At 51.5% G+C, this 22697-nt stretch carries 24 protein-coding genes, 2 tRNA genes and 2 pseudogenes; 21 read left to right on the top strand and 7 right to left on the bottom strand.

Features of this window, described 5'->3' with window-relative positions:
- The first annotated feature begins 32 nt into the window (after positions 1-32).
- From V7676_RS11980 to V7676_RS11995, 4 genes are all read left to right on the top strand, one after another.
- On the top strand, positions 33-569 hold the full coding sequence (locus V7676_RS11980; RefSeq protein WP_335659932.1) for a (2Fe-2S)-binding protein: 537 nt from the start codon (positions 33-35) through the stop codon (positions 567-569).
- A 42-nt stretch (positions 570-611) separates the two neighbouring features.
- A complete protein-coding gene (locus V7676_RS11985) occupies positions 612-935 on the top strand; it encodes a DMT family transporter (protein ID WP_335659933.1) in 324 nt (107 codons plus the stop codon).
- Between the two features lie 345 nt (positions 936-1280).
- Entirely contained in the window at positions 1281-1631 is a 351-nt protein-coding gene (arsC, locus tag V7676_RS11990) for an arsenate reductase (glutaredoxin) (RefSeq protein ID WP_335659934.1), read from the top strand.
- A gap of 64 nt (positions 1632-1695) precedes the next feature.
- Positions 1696-2427 (top strand): ParA family protein, encoded by a 732-nt coding sequence (locus tag V7676_RS11995; protein WP_335659935.1) that lies wholly within the window; start codon positions 1696-1698, stop codon positions 2425-2427.
- Between the two features lie 31 nt (positions 2428-2458).
- On the opposite strand, the gene V7676_RS12000 is transcribed toward V7676_RS11995, so the two are convergent.
- A complete protein-coding gene (locus tag V7676_RS12000) occupies positions 2459-4783 on the bottom strand; it encodes a putative bifunctional diguanylate cyclase/phosphodiesterase (RefSeq protein WP_335659936.1) in 2325 nt (774 codons plus the stop codon).
- A gap of 158 nt (positions 4784-4941) precedes the next feature.
- A complete protein-coding gene (locus V7676_RS12005; RefSeq protein ID WP_335659937.1) occupies positions 4942-6672 on the bottom strand; it encodes a fatty acyl-AMP ligase in 1731 nt (576 codons plus the stop codon).
- A 170-nt stretch (positions 6673-6842) separates the two neighbouring features.
- On the opposite strand from V7676_RS12005, the gene V7676_RS12010 reads away from it, so the two are divergent.
- From V7676_RS12010 to V7676_RS12030, 5 genes and pseudogenes are all read left to right on the top strand, one after another.
- Positions 6843-7388 carry a regulatory protein RecX gene (locus V7676_RS12010; RefSeq protein ID WP_335659938.1) on the top strand — a complete coding sequence of 182 codons (546 nt, stop codon included), beginning with the start codon at positions 6843-6845 and terminating at the stop codon, positions 7386-7388.
- Positions 7389-7524: 136 nt separating this feature from the next.
- Positions 7525-8199, top strand: coding sequence for a cold-shock protein (locus V7676_RS12015; RefSeq protein ID WP_335659939.1), 675 nt, complete (start codon positions 7525-7527; stop codon positions 8197-8199).
- A gap of 19 nt (positions 8200-8218) precedes the next feature.
- Complete coding sequence (locus V7676_RS12020; RefSeq protein ID WP_335659940.1) at positions 8219-8737, top strand: DUF192 domain-containing protein; 519 nt, start codon at positions 8219-8221, stop codon at positions 8735-8737.
- Positions 8738-8818: 81 nt separating this feature from the next.
- On the top strand, positions 8819-9220 hold the full coding sequence (locus tag V7676_RS12025; protein ID WP_335659941.1) for an NADH:ubiquinone oxidoreductase subunit NDUFA12: 402 nt from the start codon (positions 8819-8821) through the stop codon (positions 9218-9220).
- A 200-nt stretch (positions 9221-9420) separates the two neighbouring features.
- Positions 9421-9672 (top strand): annotated as a pseudogene (locus V7676_RS12030) (DUF2155 domain-containing protein); the annotation flags it as partial.
- A gap of 35 nt (positions 9673-9707) precedes the next feature.
- Here V7676_RS12030 and aat read toward each other — a convergent pair.
- On the bottom strand, positions 9708-10577 hold the full coding sequence (gene aat / locus V7676_RS12035; protein ID WP_335659942.1) for a leucyl/phenylalanyl-tRNA--protein transferase: 870 nt from the start codon (positions 10575-10577) through the stop codon (positions 9708-9710).
- The gene (locus V7676_RS12040; RefSeq protein WP_335659943.1) at positions 10577-11500 is read right to left on the bottom strand and encodes a hydrogen peroxide-inducible genes activator; all 924 of its coding nucleotides are present in this window, start codon (positions 11498-11500) and stop codon (positions 10577-10579) included. Before V7676_RS12040 ends, aat begins: the two co-directional genes overlap by 1 nt.
- A gap of 256 nt (positions 11501-11756) precedes the next feature.
- Here V7676_RS12040 and V7676_RS12045 point away from each other — a divergent pair.
- Positions 11757-12104, top strand: a pseudogene (locus V7676_RS12045) (YbaN family protein); the annotation flags it as partial.
- 169 nt (positions 12105-12273) lie between these two features.
- On the opposite strand, the gene V7676_RS12050 reads toward V7676_RS12045, so the two are convergent.
- Together V7676_RS12050 and V7676_RS12055 are read right to left on the bottom strand one after the other, a co-directional pair.
- Entirely contained in the window at positions 12274-12840 is a 567-nt protein-coding gene (locus tag V7676_RS12050; protein ID WP_335659944.1) for a cupin domain-containing protein, read from the bottom strand.
- Between the two features lie 60 nt (positions 12841-12900).
- The gene (locus V7676_RS12055; RefSeq protein WP_335659945.1) at positions 12901-13287 is read right to left on the bottom strand and encodes a PilZ domain-containing protein; all 387 of its coding nucleotides are present in this window, start codon (positions 13285-13287) and stop codon (positions 12901-12903) included.
- Positions 13288-13541: 254 nt separating this feature from the next.
- Between V7676_RS12055 and V7676_RS12060 the strand changes: the two genes are divergently transcribed.
- The 8 genes from V7676_RS12060 to V7676_RS12095 all read left to right on the top strand — a co-directional run bounded on the left by V7676_RS12060 (position 13542) and on the right by V7676_RS12095 (position 18352).
- Positions 13542-13617 (top strand) — tRNA-Trp (locus V7676_RS12060).
- 31 nt (positions 13618-13648) lie between these two features.
- Positions 13649-14038, top strand: coding sequence for a VOC family protein (locus tag V7676_RS12065; protein ID WP_335659946.1), 390 nt, complete (start codon positions 13649-13651; stop codon positions 14036-14038).
- Between the two features lie 344 nt (positions 14039-14382).
- Positions 14383-14586 (top strand): preprotein translocase subunit SecE, encoded by a 204-nt coding sequence (secE, locus tag V7676_RS12070; protein WP_335659947.1) that lies wholly within the window; start codon positions 14383-14385, stop codon positions 14584-14586.
- A 36-nt stretch (positions 14587-14622) separates the two neighbouring features.
- Positions 14623-15156 (top strand): transcription termination/antitermination protein NusG, encoded by a 534-nt coding sequence (gene nusG / locus V7676_RS12075; RefSeq protein ID WP_335659948.1) that lies wholly within the window; start codon positions 14623-14625, stop codon positions 15154-15156.
- A 258-nt stretch (positions 15157-15414) separates the two neighbouring features.
- Positions 15415-15846 (top strand): 50S ribosomal protein L11, encoded by a 432-nt coding sequence (rplK, locus tag V7676_RS12080; protein ID WP_335659949.1) that lies wholly within the window; start codon positions 15415-15417, stop codon positions 15844-15846.
- Positions 15847-15849: 3 nt separating this feature from the next.
- The gene (gene rplA, locus V7676_RS12085; protein ID WP_335659950.1) at positions 15850-16551 is read left to right on the top strand and encodes a 50S ribosomal protein L1; all 702 of its coding nucleotides are present in this window, start codon (positions 15850-15852) and stop codon (positions 16549-16551) included.
- A 146-nt stretch (positions 16552-16697) separates the two neighbouring features.
- Positions 16698-18233, top strand: a complete 1536-nt coding sequence (gene glpD / locus V7676_RS12090) for a glycerol-3-phosphate dehydrogenase (protein ID WP_335659951.1) — start codon at positions 16698-16700, stop codon at positions 18231-18233.
- 45 nt (positions 18234-18278) lie between these two features.
- A tRNA-Gly gene (locus V7676_RS12095) sits at positions 18279-18352 on the top strand.
- 194 nt (positions 18353-18546) lie between these two features.
- Here V7676_RS12095 and V7676_RS12100 read toward each other — a convergent pair.
- On the bottom strand, positions 18547-18966 hold the full coding sequence (locus V7676_RS12100) for a hypothetical protein (protein ID WP_335659952.1): 420 nt from the start codon (positions 18964-18966) through the stop codon (positions 18547-18549).
- Positions 18967-19193: 227 nt separating this feature from the next.
- Here V7676_RS12100 and V7676_RS12105 point away from each other — a divergent pair, with 227 nt between their 5' ends.
- From V7676_RS12105 to V7676_RS12115, 3 genes are all read left to right on the top strand, one after another.
- On the top strand, positions 19194-21449 hold the full coding sequence (locus tag V7676_RS12105; RefSeq protein WP_335659953.1) for a PAS domain S-box protein: 2256 nt from the start codon (positions 19194-19196) through the stop codon (positions 21447-21449).
- Positions 21434-21865: a response regulator gene (locus V7676_RS12110; RefSeq protein WP_335659954.1), complete on the top strand. Its 432-nt coding sequence runs from the start codon at positions 21434-21436 to the stop codon at positions 21863-21865. Before V7676_RS12105 ends, V7676_RS12110 begins: the two co-directional genes overlap by 16 nt.
- Before the next feature lie 138 nt (positions 21866-22003).
- Entirely contained in the window at positions 22004-22630 is a 627-nt protein-coding gene (locus tag V7676_RS12115) for a hypothetical protein (protein WP_335659955.1), read from the top strand.
- Positions 22631-22697: the final 67 nt, after the last annotated feature.

The following is a 22697-nucleotide window of genomic DNA, read 5'->3' on the forward strand; positions in this document are numbered from 1 at the left end:
CCACCAACGGAATTGCTGATGGCTACGATAAAATGACCAAATTTACTGTCAATAACCGCCCGGTGCACTATCGGATGGATCCGGAAACCCCGCTGTTATGGGCGTTGCGCGACGCATCAAACCTGACCGGCACCAAATATGGCTGCGGCACTGGTGATTGCGGAGCTTGCATGGTCGAAGTTGACGGAGAAGCTATTCGCAGTTGTCTGGTCACTATCGGTGAAATGGAAGGCCGGTTTATCACCACGATAGAGGCACTGTCGCGTGACCGTAGCCACCCTGTGCAACAAGCATGGGCGGCGGAAAATGTTCCCCAATGCGGATTTTGCCAGTCGGGCATGATCATGGCGGCGGCCGTGCTGCTGAAGAAAAATTCTAGCCCGTCCAATGACGAAATTGACGCGGCGATTACCAATATCTGCCGCTGCGGAACTTATCCGCGCATTAGGGAGGCCATCCAGCGCGCGGCGCGGCTTGCACGCGGGGACGACGTGTTGAGCGCGGCCCCGCCGCCCGGCATTGACTATGAGGATGCAGCCAGAGCTGTCCCTGCTCTAACGCCCAAATAATAGGCCAGAAATGATCGGCTCACTAAATTAGGGAACAATGTAATGGGCGCTTGGAGCTATTTGGCAGCTGCCATAGTTTTGGAGATATTGGCAACCACCTTGCTGAAAATGTCGGACGGCTTTGCCAAATGGCATTGGGGAATATTGTCGATTATTTTTTATTCGGCTTGCTTTTGGGTACTTGCACCCGCGCTCAAAATGTTACCCGTCGGCATTGTATATGCGATTTGGTCAGGTGCCGGAATTGTTGCGATCACGGTGATTGGCGCATTTTTTTTCGACGAGCGGCTCGCGTTGCTGCAATTCCTGTTCATAGCGATGATATTGATCGGTGCAGTCGGGCTTCAGCTAACTACCAAGGTTTAAGGTTGCCTCCGTTAGTAAAACCAAATGCGCTTAATAGCGTCTGGTTCATGCTGGAACAGTCGACGGGGTGGGGTCGGGGTTATCGACCGCACCAGCATGATAAGGTTTCCGCCACCGTTAAAAACCGAATGTGGCAGTCAGTCGGCTGAGTAATTGGTTTGCCGGTAGCGGTAATCTTATTTGTGTATAAATGCAAATAATTATCAATATCAAATTGATCACTAATTATAGTTATCATAGGCAAAGGGATTCTCCGCTATTCATAAATTTTCTTTGAAACATGTTATGAGATCGTGTTTATGGATCGTGATATTCCAAATATTCCCCCCAATTTCGGAGACGGACATGAAAGCAACGATCTGGCACAATCCTAAATGTGGCACTTCCCGCAAGACTCTGGCTTTGCTGGAGGAAACGCCAGACATCGAGGTGACGGTTGTGGAATATCTTAAAACCCCGCCTAGCCGTGCCAAGCTGGAACAGCTTTACCGTGATGCTGGCATCACACCCCAGGAGGGCTTAAGAGTCCGTGGCTCGCCCGCCGAAGAGTTGGGGCTGACAGATGATAGTGTTACTGCCGATCAGATATTGGATGCTATGGCTTCCGAACCGACGCTGATTGAACGCCCGCTGGTTGAGACCGAAAAAGGCGTTCGCCTGTGCCGGCCACAAGAACGGGTACAGGAGATTATCTGAACGCCCTGCCGTTTTTGACTATCCTTTTGGCGATCCTGTCCATTGATCATATAGGATTACTAATATGGCCGTAATCGCAATATATAGTATGAAGGGCGGCGTGGGTAAAAGCTGTACTGCAGTCAATCTTGCCTGGAATAGCGCGGTCAGATCGTCGCGGCGAACTTTGGTCTGGGATATTGATCCGCAAGGGGCGTCGTCATTCATTCTCAATGGCGACCGGCGTGAAAAAGACCGGGCCCGGGCGATGATCGCCGGGGATGTAAAGCCATCCAAGCTGATTAAGCCGACAGAAATAGAGAATATTGATTTATTAGCGGCTGACGTGTCGCTGCGCGGCATTGACCGGTTTTTTTTCGAGTTGAACAAGAAAAAGCATATCGGCAAGATCCTGCGGCAGTTGAACAAAGACTATGATCGCATCATTCTTGATTGCCCGCCGGGACTGACAGAAACCAGTGAACAGATTTTGCGCAATGCCGATCTCGTCATTGTGCCGGTCATTCCCTCACCATTATCGGAACGTGCGTTGACGGAAGTGCAGATGTTTCTAGATTCCCGGGGCCAAAAACATGCGCCGCTTTTGCCGGTCTATAATATGGTCGACCGACGCCGAAAGATCCATAACGAGATGCTTGCTAAAAACCCGGATTGGCCCGTCATACCAATGTCCAGTGATGTGGAGCGGATGACCCACATTAAAACGCCGGTTGGCGCATTTGCCCCCCGCAGTCCTGCAGCAATAGCTTATGCCCGGATTTGGCGCGGGATAGAAAAAAAACTGTCCAAACTATAGGCCGCTACATTGTAGATGGCTATATTACAGACTAAGCTGCCCGTCCCTCGATCACGGCAGCGTCAGCATTAAAATTCTTAAACAGGTCCAGCGCATCGTGCGCAGCCATGGGGCGACCGAAATAATAGCCCTGAATTTTGCTGCAACCCAGTTTCTGGATCATTTTGACTTCTTCTTCGGTCTCTGCACCTTCGGCGGTGGTTGACATGCCCAGACTATCGGCCATGGCCACCACGGCGCGGATAATCGCCAGACTTTCTGGCACATTTTTCGCTGCCCCTTGCACAAAGCTGCGATCCACTTTGATGGTAGAAAAGCGCGTCTTGCGTAAATAGCCGAGCGAAGAATAGCCGGTGCCGAAATCATCAAGCGACAGGTTGATGCCCAGTCCGATAATCTGGTCGAGTACTTGGGTTGCGCCAGTACCTTCGCGCATGAAGATGCTCTCGGTCACTTCAATTTCGAGACGTTGTGCGGGCAGATTGCTGACCTGTAGCGCGGATACGACCATATCTAGGAAATTGGGATCGGTTAGCTGATCAGCCGAGACGTTGACAGCAACCTTGATAGTCGAAGGCCATTTCATGGCTTCCTTACAGGCGGTGCGCAATACCCATTCGCCGATCGGCACAATGAGCCGCGCATCCTCGGCCAGAGGAATAAATTTTGCTGGCGAAACGACCCCAAAATCCGGATTGGTCCAGCGCAGCAGCGCTTCGAAACCCATGACACCGCCGGTATCAGCACTTACGACGGGTTGGTAGTTAAGCGTAAATTCGTCATTTCCCAACGCCTTGCGCAGGGCAATTTCCATGACCCGGCGTTCTTCGGCATGGACATGGAGTTTCGGTTCATATTGATTATGTGCGCCGCCGCCTTGGTCTTTTGAACGGTAGAGTGCAAGATCGGCGCTGCGCATCAGCATTTCGACAGTGCGGCCGTCGCGAGGACCGATGGCGGTGCCGACACTGGCGCCGATATACAGTGTATGCTGATCAACCTCATAAGGCCGTGAAATAGTGTTGATAATCTTGTCGCCCAACATGTCCATATATTGCGAATCACTGGCATCCTTGATGACGATGGCAAATTCATCACCGCCCAAGCGACCGCACAGCTCATTATCGGTCATGATAGAGCGCAAACGTTCGGACACGCGCGCGAGCAAGCGGTCGCCGACCGGATGTCCCAATGTATCGTTGACCGCCTTGAAGCGGTCGAGATCAATCATCATAAACCCGCAGCGGCCATTCCACTTGTCGGAATAATTCTGGGCTTTGCCAAGTGCTTCGGTCAGTTGCAATCGGTTGGGCAAACCTGTCAACGTATCAAAACGCGCCATATGCGAGATTTTATCGGCAGATTCGCGCTGTTCGGTCACATCGGACCCGACACCGCGAAACCCATGAAAAATGCCATTTTCGTCCAGCTTTGGCGACGCGGATATTTCCCACCAGCGGGTGACATCGTTAATCAATACCGGAACCAGCATATTGCTGAAACTATCCCGGCGCTTCAGTTTTTCTGCCAATTCATGCAGGGCAGGCGAGAATTTCCCCGAATCCCAGGATTGGCCCGCGACGAGTTGTAGGAATGGCTTGCCTTCAATATCTTCCGGCGCCCGCCCCACCGCATGGGCAAAACGCGGCGAAACATGAGACAAGCGGCGCGACGTATCCGTCTGCCACAACCAGTCGGCACCAGTATCTTCAAATTCGCGTAAGAGAAGGCTGACGACCTCTTTCTTCTCATTCAAATTTGCTTCTGCGATTTTCCGATTTATGAACGAGCGTCCGTTCATCAGGCACGATGCGATTAGCAATATCGCTATAGCGCCGGCCGCCAGCGCCAATTTATATTCATTGAGTGAATACCAGCTATAAGCCGACGAAATACCGCATAGGCCAATAAAAACGATACTGGCCAGCGGCACAGCAGACAACAACATTGCTGATCCCACCATTAAGCATAGAACTAGCGCCCATATACTGATCATGGAGGCCATGTCCGTCGTTGGGCCAAATGTTATCATCGCTATCGACCATAAAAGGCCGCCAGCTGCCGAGAATAACAGGACATTGATATTCTCGCGTCGGGAAATGCTTTTCCGTTCCCAAATCGCGTTTTTGCGGGCTTTAATGTAGGAAAAAATATATAGGCCGGAAATCGCTAGAGCCCAGCCACTTAACAGCCACCCGTTGACTTGGCCGATGGCAGACTGAACGACCAATATGGCACTTAGAATAGAGCCGATCATCTTGAACAAGCCGTGCTGGTGCATCCCCTCAAACTGGAGCACGCGGATACGGCCCCAAGCGACTCCCTCGGGATCGGTTAACCCGAGCAGTACGCTCAACGGAATTTCCTGCGGTAACCCGGACGATGATGATAATTTTTCTTCCACGCATTTCCCTTACGCGGAAAGTCTTATCGAATAGTAAGCGTCTGCTTATTTTTTTCGCTTTATGGTTAACTCATATTAACGCTCAGAAGCATTGATGTTCGGCCGTTATGTCATGCGGCAATGGCGTAAGGTCGGATGTCTCCCGAAAGATAAAGGTTGCGCGCTTTGGCCCGGCTTAATTTGCCGGAACTGGTACGCGGCAATGTGCGGGGCGGCACGAGTTCAATCACACAGTTCATGCCGGTGATCGCCCGCACTTTCTCGCGAATCTCGTCGCGCAGCCGTGATCTTTCGCTTTCGTCGGAGGTTCGGCACTGGACCAGCACGGCTGGCGTTTCATCGCCGCCCGGTGTGGTGATCGCAAAGGCGGCAATATCGCCAGCCTTGAATCCGGGCAATTGTTCAACTGCCCATTCAATGTCCTGAGGCCAATGGTTTTTGCCATTGATGATGATCATATCCTTGGCGCGGCCAACAATATATAAATAACCGTCTGACAAATATCCCATGTCACCGGTATCAAGCCAGCCATTGACCAGACAGGCATCGGTCGCCTCTTGATCCCGATAATAGCATTCCATGATCGAAGGGCTGTTCATCCATACTTTGCCAACGGCCTTATCGGGTAGGAGACTGCCATTTTCTTCGCGGATTTCCAGCAGAGTATCCCGAACCGGTTTGCCGCAATTGACAATCGCGCGATAGCGTTTGGGACGGCTACCGTCGGCTTGCTTTTCACCGGCCAGTTCGGTTTCCTCAACCAGTTCGACTTCCATACCTTCGCCCGGCGGCATGATGGTTACGGCCAAAGTCGCCTCGGCGAGACCATAGCTTGGCAAAAAGGCCTTTGCGTTGAATTTGGCGGGCGCGAAGGCATCGGTAAAGCGTTGCATGACATCGGGCCGGATCATGTCGGCACCATTGCCGGCCAGCCGCCAGCGTGACAGATCGAACCGTTCCGCCACGTTAGATTGGCTACCGATGCGTCGTGCGCAAATCTCATAGCCAAATGTCGGGGAAAAGCTGCATGATGTTCCCGGATTGCGGGAAATCAGGTCCAGCCAGGACAGGGGACGGCGGGCAAAATCGGATGTTTTCAGATAGTCGGTGGAAACCTGATTACAGACCATCGAAATGAAGCACCCAACAAGGCCCATATCATGGTAAAAAGGTAGCCAGGATACACAGCGGTCTTCTTCATTGACGTTCATGCCATAGGAATGTGATCCGACATTATGAAGCAGAGCTTTGTGCGACACAGCGACACCGTGGGGGAAGCGTGTCGAACCACTAGAATATTGCAAATAGGCAATATCGCTGCTGTTTGCTTTCGGCAATTCACAATCCAGAACATCGCGTTCGGCAAATTTATCCCAACCGAAGACGGGGATTTTCCGTGACTGCCCAGCAGCAGAAGCGAGTTCCTCAATTTCATCGGGGTAAAGCAATATCGCCGGGTCACAGCTATCAAGCTGGACGCCAATTTGATCAATATAGCTGTCTTTTCCGCCAAAAGATGTCGGTAGCGGTAGAGGCACCGGCCAGGCCCCGGCATAGATTGCGCCAAAGAATAAGGCGCAAAATTGCGGTTCCGTATCGGCAATAAGAGCAACGCGATCACCCGGCTTTACACCGAAACCGATTAGGCGGCGCGCGGCAGCCATCGCGTCGACCTGCAGTTCTTTAAACGGGTAAACGCGCGCCAATGATGCGCGCGCGTCGTAGAAATTAAAGCCTCTTTGGCCCTGCGCAGCATAATCCAGCGCTTCGCCTACAGTTTCAAAGTCGGCGAATCGACGGGGTAGTTCGTCAGCGGTTGGGGTTGGTGTCAGCTCAGTCATACAAAATCCATTTCCTAGAAGGTCCAGCCTTCTTACAAATCGTCTTTTTCCACAAATTCAGCCGAATATCGAGAAAGATTCAGCTGTCATAACCCTAATCAAACCTTAATGGTCGTAAGTGGCGTTTAAATTTCGGCTCTACTGTGGCACAAAAAGGGCAGCGCTTCTTAATGAGGGTCGAAACGTTGAAAAATAGCGGTAAAGCGTTGGATCAGAAAGGTTTGCAAGAAATCGCACTCCGCTATGTTAGTCGATATGCGACCACGCGGCACAAATTAAAATCCTATCTTTTCCGTAAATTACGGGAACGCGATTGGTCCGGCGATCCGCCATCATCCGAAGAAGCAATGGTCAATACTATGGTTGAGCGTTTTGTCGAGCTTGGTTATATCGATGATGCATTATTTGCCAAAAACCGGGCGTCGGCGCTGATTAACCGGGGCTATGGTAAGAGACGGGTCAGTCAGGCGCTCTATCAGGCGGGGATTGAAGAAGGCGATGACACGCAGGCGCTGGACCTGAGTGATGCAAATAAATGGAAGGCCGCACGGACCCATGCGCGCAAGAAATCTATTGGCCCTTTTGCGCAGGAACAAGCCGATCAGGATAAAACCCGAAAACAGCTTCAGGCCTTTTTAAGAGCCGGTCATGATTTCGATATTGCTTCCCGTTTTGTTTTTGCAAAACCTGGAGAAGAAATCGAGGCGGACAGCTAAAAAGTCGTTTCGGATAGTAAAAAATATCCCGACGATAACAAGAATCGCCAGTTTACAATAAATATGCTACATTCGTCTTACCGAGTCTTATGGGTGTTTTACATGATGATTCGGATGATGCGTTCGGAGATTTGTTGTGGCAAGCTTATATGCGGAACCCGCGAGAACTGATGATGGTTCGGATAGAGAGCGTTTGGGCGTTGATCCTTCCGTTGATGGTCGTGCGGGCGATTCTGTAGATGACGGAAAAATTCCAGCAGCACGAATTTTGCAAACAGCCGGCTATGTCAAATGGTTCGACTCCCATCGCGGTTTCGGATTCATCATTCCTGACGCGGACGATAATCCGATCGATGGTCATGATCGGCACCTATCGAAACCGGGTCAGGATATATTGGTCCACTGGACGATTTTGGAACCTTTGGGCCGCCGGGATCTCCCTGAAATGGCGCGGGTCACTTGTGAATATGTCGATGCTGCCAAAGGGTTGCAGGCAACCAAAATTATTGATTTGGATATGTCCGATTGCGATCAGCGGGTTCACCCGCAAGCCCCCGAAGTAAAGCGTAAATCTATCCACGTAGTGGATGATGACGCTGCTTTTGTTGAGGCTGAGGTAAAATGGTTTAACCGGGCTAAGGGCTATGGTTTTTTGGTCGTCGAGGGCATTGAAGGTGATATTTTTGTCCATATGGAAACGCTGCGCAATGCGGGCCTTGGGGAAATTATGCCGGGCCAATATTTGCTCGCACGGATTGACGCTGGCGAGCGCGGTCATATGGCGGTACAAGTCAGCAACCCGCAAGCGTAACAACAACGGAACTTCATTCATGACAAGTATATTCAAACAGGCTGTGATGCCCGTAATGCTGCTTTCTTGTGTTGGCATGACCGGTTGTAATGCACAGGCCAGCGATACTGAAAATAAACCTGCACAGGCACAAGCACAGCAAGATGCCGGCCTTTCTGAAGCCGGTTTACGCGTCGCCCCGCTAACTATTTCTGTGGATGGAAAAACGCATAAATTCACGGTCGAACTGGCTGTTACCAGAGAGGAACAATCGCAGGGTCTGATGTTCCGTAAGGAAATGGCACCGGATAAAGGGATGATATTTCCTTTTGAGCGCGAACGGATGGCAAGTTTCTGGATGAAAAATACGGTAATCCCTCTCGATATTATTTTCGTCCGCAGCGATGGTACTATCGAATCGATCGCTGCCAATACGACCCCTTATTCGCTTGATCCGGTCGAATCTGGCGAACCGGTTGCGGCGGTGCTCGAACTGGCTGGCGGACGGGCCGCAGAACTGGCAATCGGACCCGGCGACGTAGTGAAATGGCAGCAATAAAAACGAGCAAGGATCAGCCGCTATGTTTTCGCCGCATTTTTTAATTGCGAACCCCCCACTCGTGACGCTAAGCGGACAAACATGGGAATATTAGGCAAAATTTTTACTTGGTGGGATGGCGCAACCATTGGCACCTCTTTGTATAGCGCACGTAATGGCGCATCCGTTGGCGAGGATATTTTCGGTAATAAATATTATCAGAGCAAAAATATTCCAAAAAATGGTGATCGGCGCTGGGTGATCTACGCAGGTCCAAATGATGCCAGTCTTGTGCCGCCCGAATGGCATGGCTGGCTGCACAAAAGCTATGATGAAATTCCGGAAAGTCATTTGCCCCAGCCCCGAATTTGGGAAAAAGAACCCACCGGAAATCTGACCGGCACTGCCGCAGCCTATCGTCCAGCCGGTGCGTTGGAAGCGGGCGGCGTAAGGGCGCGCGCAACCGGCGATTATGAACCATGGAATCCGGCCGAAGCCGAATGATGGCGGTGCACGGTTTCTTTCAGGCAAATATGATACGGTTGCTGCCAGTTTTTCTTGGCGCATTATGTCTGTCTGGCTGCGGCCTGTTTGGCGATGATGTTGATGAAGAAAATACCGGACAAGCAGCAGAAAAGGCTGAAATAAAAGCTACTAATGACGAAGGATCGATACACTCGGTTGGTGAGCAGATCGGCACGCCTATGGCCGAACGGGTGGCGACACTGGGCTTTTTGAACAAGCGCAACGGTTTGACCCGTGATCTGGAACTAAAGCCGGGACAATCGATACGCATCGGCCGCGCAATTGTCCGTTTACGTGCTTGCGAACGCACGGCGCCATGGGAACTGAGACCTGAGCAGGGCGCTTTCGTGCAGCTTCTGGTCAATGATCGACCGGCAACGCGGCAAGGTGAAGATAAATGGAATAAAGTCTTTTCCGGCTGGCTATTCCGTGAATCCCCCTCGCTTAATGTCGTCGAACATCCGATTTATGATGTCTGGGTTAAAAGCTGCGCGATGAGCTTCCCTGGTGAAGAAGATCCGCCAGAGGATTCGGTTAATCCGACTGCGCCGCGTGCTTCGTCATCGAATCCTGCCAATAGCGGGTCGAGCGCCGTAAATGACGGTGGTGCAGCCGGTGCGGATGACGCAACATCAGCGCCTGCACGGCCCGCTGAACCCGTTGCAGTGCGGCCAGTCCCGCGGACGCCGCGCGCACCGGAATCTTCGGACCCGATTGGTGGTTTAATTTCGGAAAATGCCCGCGGGGAATGATTCTGCGCCGCCCGCAGTTGTTCCAGATATTCGGCCTGACTAATTTCGACCGCGCCTAGCGACGCTAGGTGATCGGTCATGAATTGGCAGTCGAGTAATTTGAAACGCCCGACAATGAGCCGGGCGACTAACCAGGCAAGGGCCACTTTGGACGCATCGCTAGCACGGGAAAACATGCTCTCTCCGCAAAAAGCCCCGCCAATAGCTAAGCCGTACAGCCCGCCGACCAATGATTTTTGTCCTTGTTCATCGACGAGCCAACATTCGACACTATGGGCACGACCCTGTTCGTGGAGGAGGCAAAATGCCTCTTCAATGTCGGCATTTATCCATGTTTCGCGTCGGTCATCGGCGGCTTCCGCGCAGATCGCGATGACGTCTGAAAATGCGGTATCTGCTGTCACGTGAAAGCGGTCGGACCGAATGGTCTTGCGCAAAGAGCGCGACATGCGAAATCCGTCAAGCGGCAGAACCGCCCGTTTTTCGGGTTCCACCCAAAAAGTTTCAGGATCGTCGCGTGCATCCGCCATAGGAAAAATGCCCGAGGCATAGGCCCTCATCAACAAGTCAATTTCGATAGTCATTAACGCGCCTGATCAACCGCTGTTGCAAGCAGCACATTGGCTTCATCGGCAATCCGCCGCGCCACGGCCATATATTCATCGGCAAAGCCCGCGCCGGTTCGCCATGCAATGCCGATGCTACGTGATGCTTTCCATCCCTCCACTTCCAGCAAGGCAATATCGCCGCCATGCGTCAGTTCGGAGCGGACATAGAGCGCAGGCAATATGCCCAGACCCAGACCAGAGGCGACCATTTGGCGGACACTGTCGAGGCTCGTGCCCTCATAATCCTGCAGGAGATGCATCCCGTGTAAGCGGCATTGTTCCGCAACATCGCGGTGCAAATGATGCCTGCGATCAAGGCTGAGAACCTGCGCGTTACGCAGATCGGATTTAGAGACGATCTTCTTGGTAGCTAACGGATGATCTGGAGGCGCTACCAGCATAAGCGGTTCGCGAAATAGCGGTTCGATGGTTAGATTCTCGCCTTCAATCGGCAGCGGGCCGAGCAGCATGTCAATCGCGCCTTTGACCAGCTCCATGGCTTGGAGGTCGGGAATGCCTTCGCGCATATAGAAGCGCAGATCGGGTTGGGCGCGGTGCAGGGCGGCAATGACAGGCGGCATCAGATAGGGGCCGAGTGTCGGGGACACACCGAATCGCAATGTCCCGGCGAGGCTATCGCTGGCGCGCTCGGCCAAATCGCGGATATCCTTGACTTGCACGAGAACCTGTCTGGCCCTTTCGGCTATCTCGCGGCCTATCGGTGAGAGCTCTGCACCATGGGTCCGCCGCTCGACCAGTGTCACACCAAGCCGCGTTTCCAGCGCGCGCAGCTGGTGACTCAAGGTCGGCTGGGACGCTCCCGCATCCTGCGCTGCGCGGCCAAAATGCCGGTGATCAGCGACGGCGACTAGATATTGGAACTGGCGTAAAGTCGGCATTATTTACCCTTTGATGTAATAGATATAAGCTATTGATACTCTACCTCTTGTTAGATTGAATATATCACCAGCCTTTGCCGATATCAAGCTCAAGCCGACCGAAAATAATATTCAATAACGAAACAAGCAAATGCCAATATCGGGGTGCTCGGGAACGTCCGCTATGCTTTGCGCGGCCTATATATCAACCGCTCCAACAACAGGCTCGGTTGAATTACATTGCTCTGCGAGGCCGCTTATATAATATCGCCTGTCCATGACACGGCATCTATATCTTTTAGGCGGTTTTATAGCACTGGCTTTGGGCAGCATAGGCGTTGTCCTGCCGCTGTTGCCAACTGTACCCTTTGTCATATTGGCCGCTTTCTGTTTTGCGCGCAGCAGCCCGCGGCTGGAGGCGTGGTTGCTCGACCACCATGTTTTCGGGTCGCATATCCGCAATTGGCGCGACCGCCGGGCGATTACCAAGCGCGGCAAGCGGGCGGCGCTCGCAGCCTTTGCGGTGAGCATAGCAATTGCGCTGATATTCCTGAAGCTTCCGTGGAATTTAATTCCGGTCGCTGCGGCGTTGATAAGCGGTTCGTGGATATGGACTCGCAACGAACCGCATCCTGAGGCGGCACTTGCTCCTGACACGCAGGTCGACGAAGAGTCTTCGCATAAAGGATAGTGTGATTCCTTTAGCATTTGGGATTCAAAGCATGGCACTTGATTGATCAGCGGCTGCTGAGTTGGACGCTATGTTTGCGCCGTGATTACAGGCTTCAGTATAGCTAAGCGTTACGATAATTGCGACTGGGCGGGAGCGCTTCCCGCCATTTGGGTCGTTCGTTCCGTAATTTTTCCAGCATTTGTTCCCAATAGGTTTCGGTTGTGCCTTTAAACTCGATGTTGAAATCTTCCGCCGTTCGAAACTCCAGAATCTCGACGCCTTTTTCGCCAATATAATAAGTATAGGGCGTATCGGCTGGCAGGAAAAATCCGTCACCCGATCCCATATGCTCTGTGCCCATGCGGATATCGCCAGCGACGATATAATAGAGGCAATCGCTGTCATGGCTGTGCAGGGGTAGCGGATATCCGGGCTTGAACCAGAAGTGGTGGAGCGAAAAGCCAAAGCCGCTGAACAGGCAGGTGCCTTTATAGCCATCGGCCATGCCTGCTTCATCCATCTTGGTCAGGCCATTCAAAATAACCGGCGCATCATCATCATAGGACATATGTCCGGCCTCGCCAAAATCCTGCGCATCTTCTTTACGGAAAATACGCAGGACTTTCAGCGGCGGGGGTTTTGCGCTTGCATTTTTGGTGCCTTTTTCTGTGGGGGAGGCATCAGTCATATCATTCTCCGGACCAAATAGGAGCCTTGATATAGCATTGCAGGCGCGCCGGGGAAACGGTTAGGCGGGAATGGGTGCGCGGGCCGGGAAGTTCGCAATAAAACGGTCCAACACAGCGGGGTTTAACATCGATTGGAACGCACAGCCGAGACCCATATTGTTGAGATGAATAACTTCGGCCTCCAACGGCGCAAGGCCGGGCAGGGTGAGCCAACATCTCGTCCCGGGATGCGCCTGTAGCAGCGCGTCACAGGCGAATCCTGCCAGCGATATATTCGCAATCTCCACCGAAAAGCTGGTCGAACCGGAAAAGCGGAGCTTTGCAGGTATCGCCACTTTATGCCGCAAGGCACAGCGATCTTCCTCTGCTGCAAAGGCATAAGGTGCGATTTTAGGCATGGTTCTGGTGGTTGGGTTTATCGTATCTTGATCAGTGAAATATGTCATAGGATATTCCTTCGTGGTGAGGGCCGCGTATCAATGCTTGGGTGTGCATCGATGGACTGCTTTTCTCATAGCCAAGTAAACCACCCCTTGTTTCGCTGGGTAAACAGAGATTCGGGAAAAATTAACTAAGTTGGTGGTTGGGAAGGCAAAGGCGGAAATGTTGGAGGCATGGAGAACAATGGCGCTTGCCCTTGGCCGCACATAACGCTAATGCGCGCGCATTGGCTTAATCAATCTCGTTGATTAGCCTGTGCAGGAGTGTAGCTCAGTTGGTAGAGCATCGGTCTCCAAAACCGAGGGCCCACGGTTCGAGTCCGTGCACTCCTGCCATTTTTTCCTTTTAAAAATGGCGATTTAGAAAATGCCCCAATTTATCTCCGCTATTTCTCTTATCGTACCCGATTATGATCAGGCGATAGAATTTTATGTCGGACTGATGGGCTTTGACCTTATCGAAGATACCGAGATTTCGGAAGATAAGCGCTGGGTATTGGTGGCCCCGCCCGGCAGCACGGAAACCCGTCTATTGCTCGCCAAGGCGACGAACGAGGCACAGGAAGAGGTGATTGGCGAGCAAGCTGGCAATCGGGTATTCCTGTTTCTCGAAACCTATGATTTTGATGGCGATATCGCGCTGATGGAACGTGCCGGTGTTGATATTATGGATGCACCCCGAGTCGAAAGCTATGGCAAAGTGGTCGTCTTTCGTGATCCTTTCGGGAATAAATGGGATTTGATTGAACGCCACTAATAAAGCCGTGCGGTAACGTCATCGCCATTAGTGGCCCTACTATCGAACAGCAGATAGCTGCGGCAGATGAGGCTATATTGGAACCTTTTATGGTTTATGCTGATGACATGCATCCGGGTACGGTGTTGACGGCTTAAACGCTCGGCAGGGTTTCGACTCGCGGTCTAACCGTTGATGTTCCAGCCCCTTCGGACCAGTAAAATCCCACTCTTTTCTTGCGGAATCAGGAATCAGGGGTTAAAGGGCTGGTTCTTTCCTAAATCGTGCATATATCCGATCCCAGTCAACAGACTGACCCCCGGAGTTTATGCCGGGCTTAGGGAAATAATTTTAGGAATCGAACCATGGCGAAAGTCAATCCCGGCGAATTTATGCGGCAAGTCCGCGCCGAAAACAGTAAGGTTGTCTGGCCGACATGGCCCGATACAGTCCGCACCGCGATTATGGTGTTGATTATGACCACGATTTTGGCGCTGTTTTTTCTGGGTGTTGATTCGCTGTTTAACGGTGTCGTTGGATGGCTTCTCGGTCTCGCCAAAGGTGGCTAGAAGCTCTCGAAACGCAATTTAGAACAGGTTATTTACATGGCACGCTGGTATATTATTCACGCTTATTCAGGCTTTGAGCATAAGGTCAAAGAAGCCATTGAGGCGGATGCCAAGCGTCTGGGCCTGACCCAGTTGGTTGAGGAAATTGAAGTCCCGACCGAAACTATCACCGAAGTGCGGCGCGGCAAAAAAGTGCAATCGGAGCGGAAATTCTTTCCCGGCTATGTACTCGCGAAGCTGACGATGAACGATGATGTCTATCACCTTGTGAAAGACCAGCCGAAAGTAACCGGCTTTCTGGGCACCACCAAGCCGCAGCCGATTAGCGAAGCCGAAGCAGCGCGTATCCTCAACACCAAAGAGGAAGCCGCCAACGCTCCGAAACAACGGATTACGGTCAATTACGAAATTGGCGACCAGATCAAGGTTCTGGATGGCCCGTTCGCAAGTTTCAACGGCATTGTCGAAGAATTGGATTTCGAGAAAAACCGCGTCAAAGTATCCGTATCGATCTTTGGCCGCGCCACTCCTGTCGAGCTTGATTTTGAGCAGGTAGAAGTCGCGAAGTAAGAAATATATCGTCATGCTGAACGTGTCTCAGCATCTCGGCGAGTCTAGACGGCTCGCGACCAGATCCTGAAACAAGTTCAGGATGACGAAGACAGAATTTGGTAGCCAGTCTCAAACGGTTGGCTACCGGATAAACCCCGATGGCTTTGAGCCACCGGATCACCAATGCGGGAGGATGGTTTTCGGACCATCTGTTTGACCGCTTAATTTGATCCGCTTTGCATTTTGCTGGCGGAGATAGAATGAAAGGACAGCCAAATGGCTAAAAAAATTGATGGCTATATCAATTTGCAAGTACCTGCCGGTATTGCAAACCCATCCCCGCCAATCGGACCTGCACTGGGTCAACGCGGCGTAAACATCATGGAATTCTGTAAGGCGTTTAACGCGGCTACAGACAAGTTGGAAAAAGGCGCGCCGATCCCGACCAAGATTACGGTTTATGCGGATCGCAGCTTTACCTTTATCACCAAATCACCACCAGCCAGCTATTTCATCAAAAAAATAGCGAAGCTGAAAAAAGGTTCGAGTGAGCCTGGCAAAGTTTCTGGCGGCACGATTAAAACATCGCAGCTGAAAGAAATTGCAGAGCTGAAAATGGCCGATCTCAACGCGAATACGCCTGAGCAAGCCATTAAAATCATCGCGGGCAGCGCCCGTTCGATGGGTATCGACGTGGTGGAGGGATAAGACATGGCTAAACTTACCAAACGCTCAAAAATTGCATCAGAAGCCGTTGATCGCGAAAAACTTTACAGCATTGATGAAGCCATCAACACGCTGAAAAAACTCGCTTCTTCTTCGAAATTTGATGAAACGCTCGACGTTGTGATCAATCTTGGTGTTGATCCTCGCCATGCAGACCAAATGGTTCGCGGCGTGGTTTCTCTTCCAGCGGGCACGGGTAAAGAAACCCGCGTTGCTGTGTTTGCCAAAGATGCAAAAGCTGACGAAGCAAAAGCAGCAGGCGCAGATGTCGTTGGTGCAGAAGATCTGATGGAATCCATGCAAAATGGCGACCTCAACTATGATCGCATCATCGCAACTCCTGACATGATGGGCCTTGTTGGCCGTCTCGGTAAGGTACTTGGTCCTAAAGGCCTGATGCCTAACCCGAAACTCGGCACGGTTACCCCTAATGTTGGGCAAGCGGTCAAGGATGCCAAAGGCGGACAGATTGAATATCGCGTTGAAAAAGCGGGTATCATTCATAACGGTCTTGGCAAGGTAAGCTTCAAAGAAGCTGATCTTCGCAAGAATTTCGATGCTCTGGTAAATGCCGTTGTACGGGCTAAACCAGCTGGCGCGAAAGGCAAATATGTCCGGAAAGTCGGTCTTAGCTCGACCATGGGCCCTGGCCTGAAAATCGACCTGAGCGAGATTGAAGGCGCTTAATAGCTGCTTTCTGTTCGACAATAAGTTAATAAAAGGCCGGGAGCGATCCCGGCCTTTTTTATTGGAAACATAATATTATCCGCCGCGTGCAGCCGTGAATTGCATTTATATTGCACTGCAACATTGAACATCCCGCCAGAAGCTTTATGACGCTGTCTATGTATGATCTGGCAATTATTGGCGGCGGTATCAACGGCGTCGGCATAGCGCGCGATGCTGTAGGCAGGGGATTGAAAGTCCTGCTGGTCGAACGGGATGATCTGGCGGCGCATACGTCGTCGGCCAGTACCAAGCTGGTCCATGGCGGTTTACGCTATCTAGAACATTATGAATTTAGTCTGGTGCGTAAAGCGCTCAAGGAACGCGAAGTGCTGTTGCGCAATGCACCCCATATCATTTGGCCAATGCGCTTTGTCCTGCCGGTCGATGAGGGTATGCGTCCTGCTTGGTTCCTTCGCCTTGGTCTATTTTTATACGATCATCTTGGTGCGCGATCGATATTGCCGGGGACAAAAAGCCTCAACCTGCTGAAGGATGTACGCGGTGCGCCCCTGCAAAAGCGGTTGAGAAAGGGATTCGCCTATTCGGATTGCTGGGTAGAGGATGCGCGGCTGGTGTCGTTGACGGCGCGCGATGCCAAAGAACGCGGCGCGGATATTCGTGTGCAGACAGAATGTGGCGGGATAGATCGCAGCGCCGACCATTGGACTTTGCAATTGCAAGGTCAGGACGGGGAAGCGACGGAACAGGCTAAAGTCCTGATTAACGCCGCTGGCCCGTGGGTTGACCCCGTGACCGCGCTTTATGATCATAGCAGCCACGCCGCGAAACTGCGCCTCGTCAAAGGCAGCCATATTGTCATTGCCCGTAAATTTGAGGGCGATCATAGCTATATTTTCCAGAATAAGGATGGCCGGATCGTCTTCGCCATTCCCTATGAAGGCACGCACACCTTGATCGGCACGACCGACCAGCCTTGGAGCTATGAGGAAGGTCCTGCGAAAATTAGCGATGGCGAAATCGACTATCTGTGCGCAGCGGCGAGCGAATATTTTACCGATCCCGTGACCCGCGAAGATATCCAATGGACCTATTCCGGTGTGCGGCCGCTATTTGACGACCATAGTCAATCTGCATCGACCGTAACGCGTGACTATGTGTTCGACTATAATGACGATGGCGGAGCGCCAGTATTGTCGGTCTTTGGCGGCAAGATTACCACCTATCGTGTGCTGGCGCGTCAGGCGATGAAGACATTAAAAACCGCTTTGCACGTCGAAACGGACGACTGGACCAAAGATGCCCCGCTTCCCGGCGGTGATTTTCCGCCTGATGGTTTCGATGCGTTGGTTGCGCAATATAAGCAAAACTGGGCATTTGTGGACCAGCCAGTGATGGTTCGGTTGGTGCGGGCCTATGGCACGAGTGTGGCGACAATATTGGCCGATGTGCCCGATAAGGCTACTTTGGGCCGCTATTTCGGTGCCGGTCTTTACGAGATAGAGCTGCGCTGGCTGATCACCCATGAATTTGCAACAACCGCCGAAGATGTGCTGTGGCGCCGCTCTAAGCTGGGCCTCCATATGAGTGAAGCGGAGAAGTCAGCGGTGGCGGCTTGGTTCACTGATCAGGCGGCAGAAAGAAAAACGGCCAAAACAATAGCTGCAACCACCGTTTCCTGATTGACGCGCCGCGATAGCAATGGCAATAGCGGCGCTTGGAAACAGGCGGGTGTAGCTCAATGGTAGAGCAGAAGCCTTCCAAGCTTACGACGAGGGTTCGATTCCCTTCACCCGCTCCACCGCTCTTCTTAAGAAATAACAGGCAGATTAAAAGGCCATGTGGCTTTTGAATATTGCAGAAACTTTGTAGTTTCAAGTACATGTTTCTCGTGCTTTTGCAGCAAGCTGTTCATTTTGCTGACAGTTTGCAGCTCTGTTGGGAATATATTGGTAAAAATATTTCGTGGATTATTACGATTGATAATATCCGGGTTTACTTCCCGTCATTGCGTCTTTCATCAAACCATCGGCGCATAATATCTGCCTGACATCCACTAAACCCGAAGCTGCCATTGACCGAACAGCTATTCGGACGTCCCGCTCTCGCCGCATCTTCATGCGATGCGACAACCGAAGTCCAGCTCTGTTCGCCCGTTTTCTCATTTTCCGTTTCGCGAAGCTCTTCGGGAATGCGATAGCGTTCGGATTCCGGCTTTTGCGCACAGACAACAATTTCATCCGCCTCTGCTACCGGACATTCATCATCACCATAGGTTATCAGGATATTGATCCGCTCAGGCCTATTATTTTGATCCGTATTTTCTGCACGCGCGGCGAAACACCAGAAACAGCCGACTAGCCCGGTTGCGAGAATTTTCAGCATATTGGCAAGCGGCATGTTGTTAAGGGGCATGGGCCTATTCTTTCAAATTATCATAAGTTCTGGCGAGATAGAAATATAATATTAGCCTCCTATTCGCGTGCCCGTTTAGGCTTCCTGAACGCTGGCCGCTTTCGCCTGAATAATATTCAACGCCTTATTAAGAATTTTTGAATGATCCGTTACTAACTGTAATGTTAGTATCAAATCCCTTGAAGTTATGGTTCCGCCAGCTTGCTGAACCTTCGTTACGGAACAAGATGCTGCTTCTTGCATGCGGCGTCTCATTATTCACCGCCTTTATCATGGTGATCTCAGCCACGGTGCGCATGGAAACTACCGTTCGTGATTTCACTGAAGGCAATGTTGCCCATGAAACGCGTCTGATGGCACAGCAGGTCAAGGGTGCTTATGACGAACTGGAAAATGATGCATTCGTCATTTCCAGAACACCGCCTATCGAAGGAATTATCCGAAGCAAAAAAAATAGCGGTATTGATCCTTTGGAGGGATCGACTGCTAAGCAATGGAACTCACGGCTAGAGACAATTTTTTCATCGATCATGGAAGAGCGTCCGAACTACACCCAGATCCGTTATATTGGCGTTGCGGATGGCGGACGCGAGTTGGTTCGCGTTAACCGCACCGAGGAAGGTATCGAGCGCGTACCTTTGGCGTCGCTACAGCAAAAAGACCAAGAGCATTATTTTCAGCGTGCTCGCACTTTGAAACGCGATGAGGCCTACTTCTCCGAAGTAAATTATAATCGGGAATTCGGCCAAGTCCAAGGCCATCTTCTTCCAACAATTCGCGTTGTTGTGCCAGTGTTTGATATGCACGATTCATTATATGGCATGATCATAATCAACGCTGACTATGGGAAAATCCTGAAAGGATATTTTGAACAACTCAACGTCGGACGGGACGTTGTGATCGCCAATGAAGCAGGCGACTATATGCGTCGTTTCGCAGATGGTTCTGTTTCGAAATTCTATTTTCACGATGCTGAAAATTATAGCTTTCCAAAATTTCTTTCTCGGCCTGACGATTCAATCAAAGAGGAGTGGGTGTCCACCAATTCCGAGGCGTTAGCATATTCGGTTCGTTTACCTATCAAGCGAGGTCTGGACGATTCCCACAATGTTATTACCATTCGTGTCCCGCAAAAGGACTTAGCTGCTTCGGTGCGCAAGACGTTGTTCGAGGGCCTATTGCTGTCGGGCATACTTGTGATCCTCGTTATAGGAGTCACAGTCTATTGGACAACCAAGATGACGATGCCCCTCAGCAATATGACCAGAACAATCGACGCGGCTATGCGCGGCGGCACTGAATTAATATTGCCGATCGAGCAAAAGGACGAAGTCGGCAAACTGGCCATAGCGTTTCAGCAACTTATCGACAGCCGTATTGAACATGATGCACTGTTCAGTGCCATTATCGACAATGTTGTCGATGCCATTATTTCCATAGACCCCTATGGTAATGTCTTGTCCTATAACAGGGCGTCGGAAACGCTTTTTGGCTATACTGCGGATGAAGTGATCAGCAAGAACGTCAAGCTGCTGATGCCGCAGGAAATCGCCGATGCGCATGATGGATTTCTTTCTACCTATAGAGAAACTAATGAGAAGCACATCATCGGAAAGACGCGCGAACTAAAAGCACGGCGCAAAGATGGCACATTTTTTCCAATGGAACTATCGGTCAGCCGAGTCGACCTAAGCGGGGGTTCTTATGTGTTTACCGGGATCGTCAGGGACATCACCGAACGGAAACAGGTCGCGGTGATGCAGAATGAATTTGTTTCGACTGTAAACCACGAACTGCGCACGCCACTCACATCAATCCGGGCTTCGCTGGGTATCTTGCAACGCAGGATCGCTGGAAATGTCGATGAAAAATCGGAACATCTGGTCAATATTTCCCTGCAGGGATGCGAGCGTCTGAGCCAGCTGGTGAACGACATTCTTGATCTGGAAAAAATCGCTGCCGGAAAAATGGATTTCCATGCAGAGGTTTGTGATATTGGCAAGCTTACCGAAGAGGTGGTTGAACGCCATCAAAGTCTTGCTGAAATCCATAATATCCACTTTGATTTACACGTGGGCCCAAAGGAACATTACTGCAGGGTGGATCCTTCGCGTTTCAACCAGGCATTGGTCAATCTCCTGTCGAACGCGGCGAAATTTTCTCCGGTCGATGGATCGGTGAAAATTGATCTTGCGACTTGCGGCGCTGATAGCGTTGTCATTTCGGTCACCGACGAGGGACCGGGCGTACCCGAAGCTTTCCGTAAAAAGATATTCCAGCGCTTTGCCCAAGCAGATGGTTCTGCAACCCGGGCCAAGGGCGGTTCCGGGCTGGGCCTCAACATCACCAAATCGATCATTGAAGCCTTTGATGGCACCATCGATTTTGAAAGTGAGGAAGGCGAAGGAGCTACCTTTATCATCACCCTGCCGATCTGCGCCGGGCCGGAGCAACAGGAAAAAATATTATGCAAGATGGCCTGAACAGAATCCTCTATGTTGAGGATGATGCGATTATCTCCGAATTGGCGATCATGGCGATGGAGGATTTCGGCGACTTCACAGTCCATCATTGCTCTTCCGGGCCTGAAGCACTGGAAGCAGTGGCCGGATTTGGTCCGGAACTTATCGTGCTGGATGTCATGATGCCTGGAATGGATGGCCTTGAAACATTGCGTTGTCTCCGCGAACTGCCCGAAAGCGAAAACATCCCTGCCATTTTTATGAGCGCAAGGGCCCAGACGCACGAACGGGAATCCTATCTCGCCACCGGTGCATGCGGGGTCATTGCTAAGCCGTTTGATCCGATCGCGCTGCCGGACATGCTTAGGGAGTTTTGGGCGGAAGCAAAAGGAGCTGAGCCAGATGCTATCGCGTTTCGCAAACTGTCAGCAAAATGAACGGTTTGCTGCATCTGATACAATTTGCGACAATTTTATCCTGTTCTGACAAACTTGCGGGACATATCACCCTTAGAACAATATTCATGACGGCCATTCAGGATCGTCTCCTACAATGAGTGGATAAGGATGAATAATATGAAAAAGACAATTTTGATTTCTAGCACAGCGGCTCTTTTGCTCGCAGGTGGTATTGCTATTGCAGCGCCCGGCGGCGGAAAAGGCATGATGCAGGCTGATGCCAATAACGACAATCAGATTACCCGTGCAGAAATGACGGCTGCGCTGGAACAGCATTGGACGAAAATGGACGTCAATAAAGACGGACAGCTTTCGCAAGCCGATCGTGACGCCCGTAAAGCAGAGCGTTTTGCGGCAATGGATGCCAATGGCGACGGCGAAGTTTCTCAAGCAGAAATGGATGCTCACCGCGCGGACCGTAAAGCGGAACGCTTTGCTCGCGCCGATGCGGACGGCAATGGCAGCCTGAGCCAGGATGAAATGCAAAAGATGCATGGTAAGCGCGGCGGCAAAGGTGGCCATGAAGGTCGCGGTAAACGCGGCGGAAGAGGCCATGATGGCGGTATGATGATGATGAAGGCCGATACCAACGGCGACAAAATGATCAGCAAAGCTGAATTCACCGCCGCCGCAACTGCGCGTTTTGATAAAGCCGACGCCAATGGCGACGGAACAGTAACCGCCGAAGAACGGAAGGCTGCACATGAAGCCCACCGCGGCGAACGGAATAAAAGAGGCGGTTAAACCCTGAGCCACTCTTTTTTAGCGAACGGATCACCGGGGAAATATCCCTCCCTTAAGCCCGGTGGTC

This window comes from Parasphingorhabdus sp. (assembly GCF_036963805.1).
Lineage (GTDB): Bacteria > Pseudomonadota > Alphaproteobacteria > Sphingomonadales > Sphingomonadaceae > Parasphingorhabdus.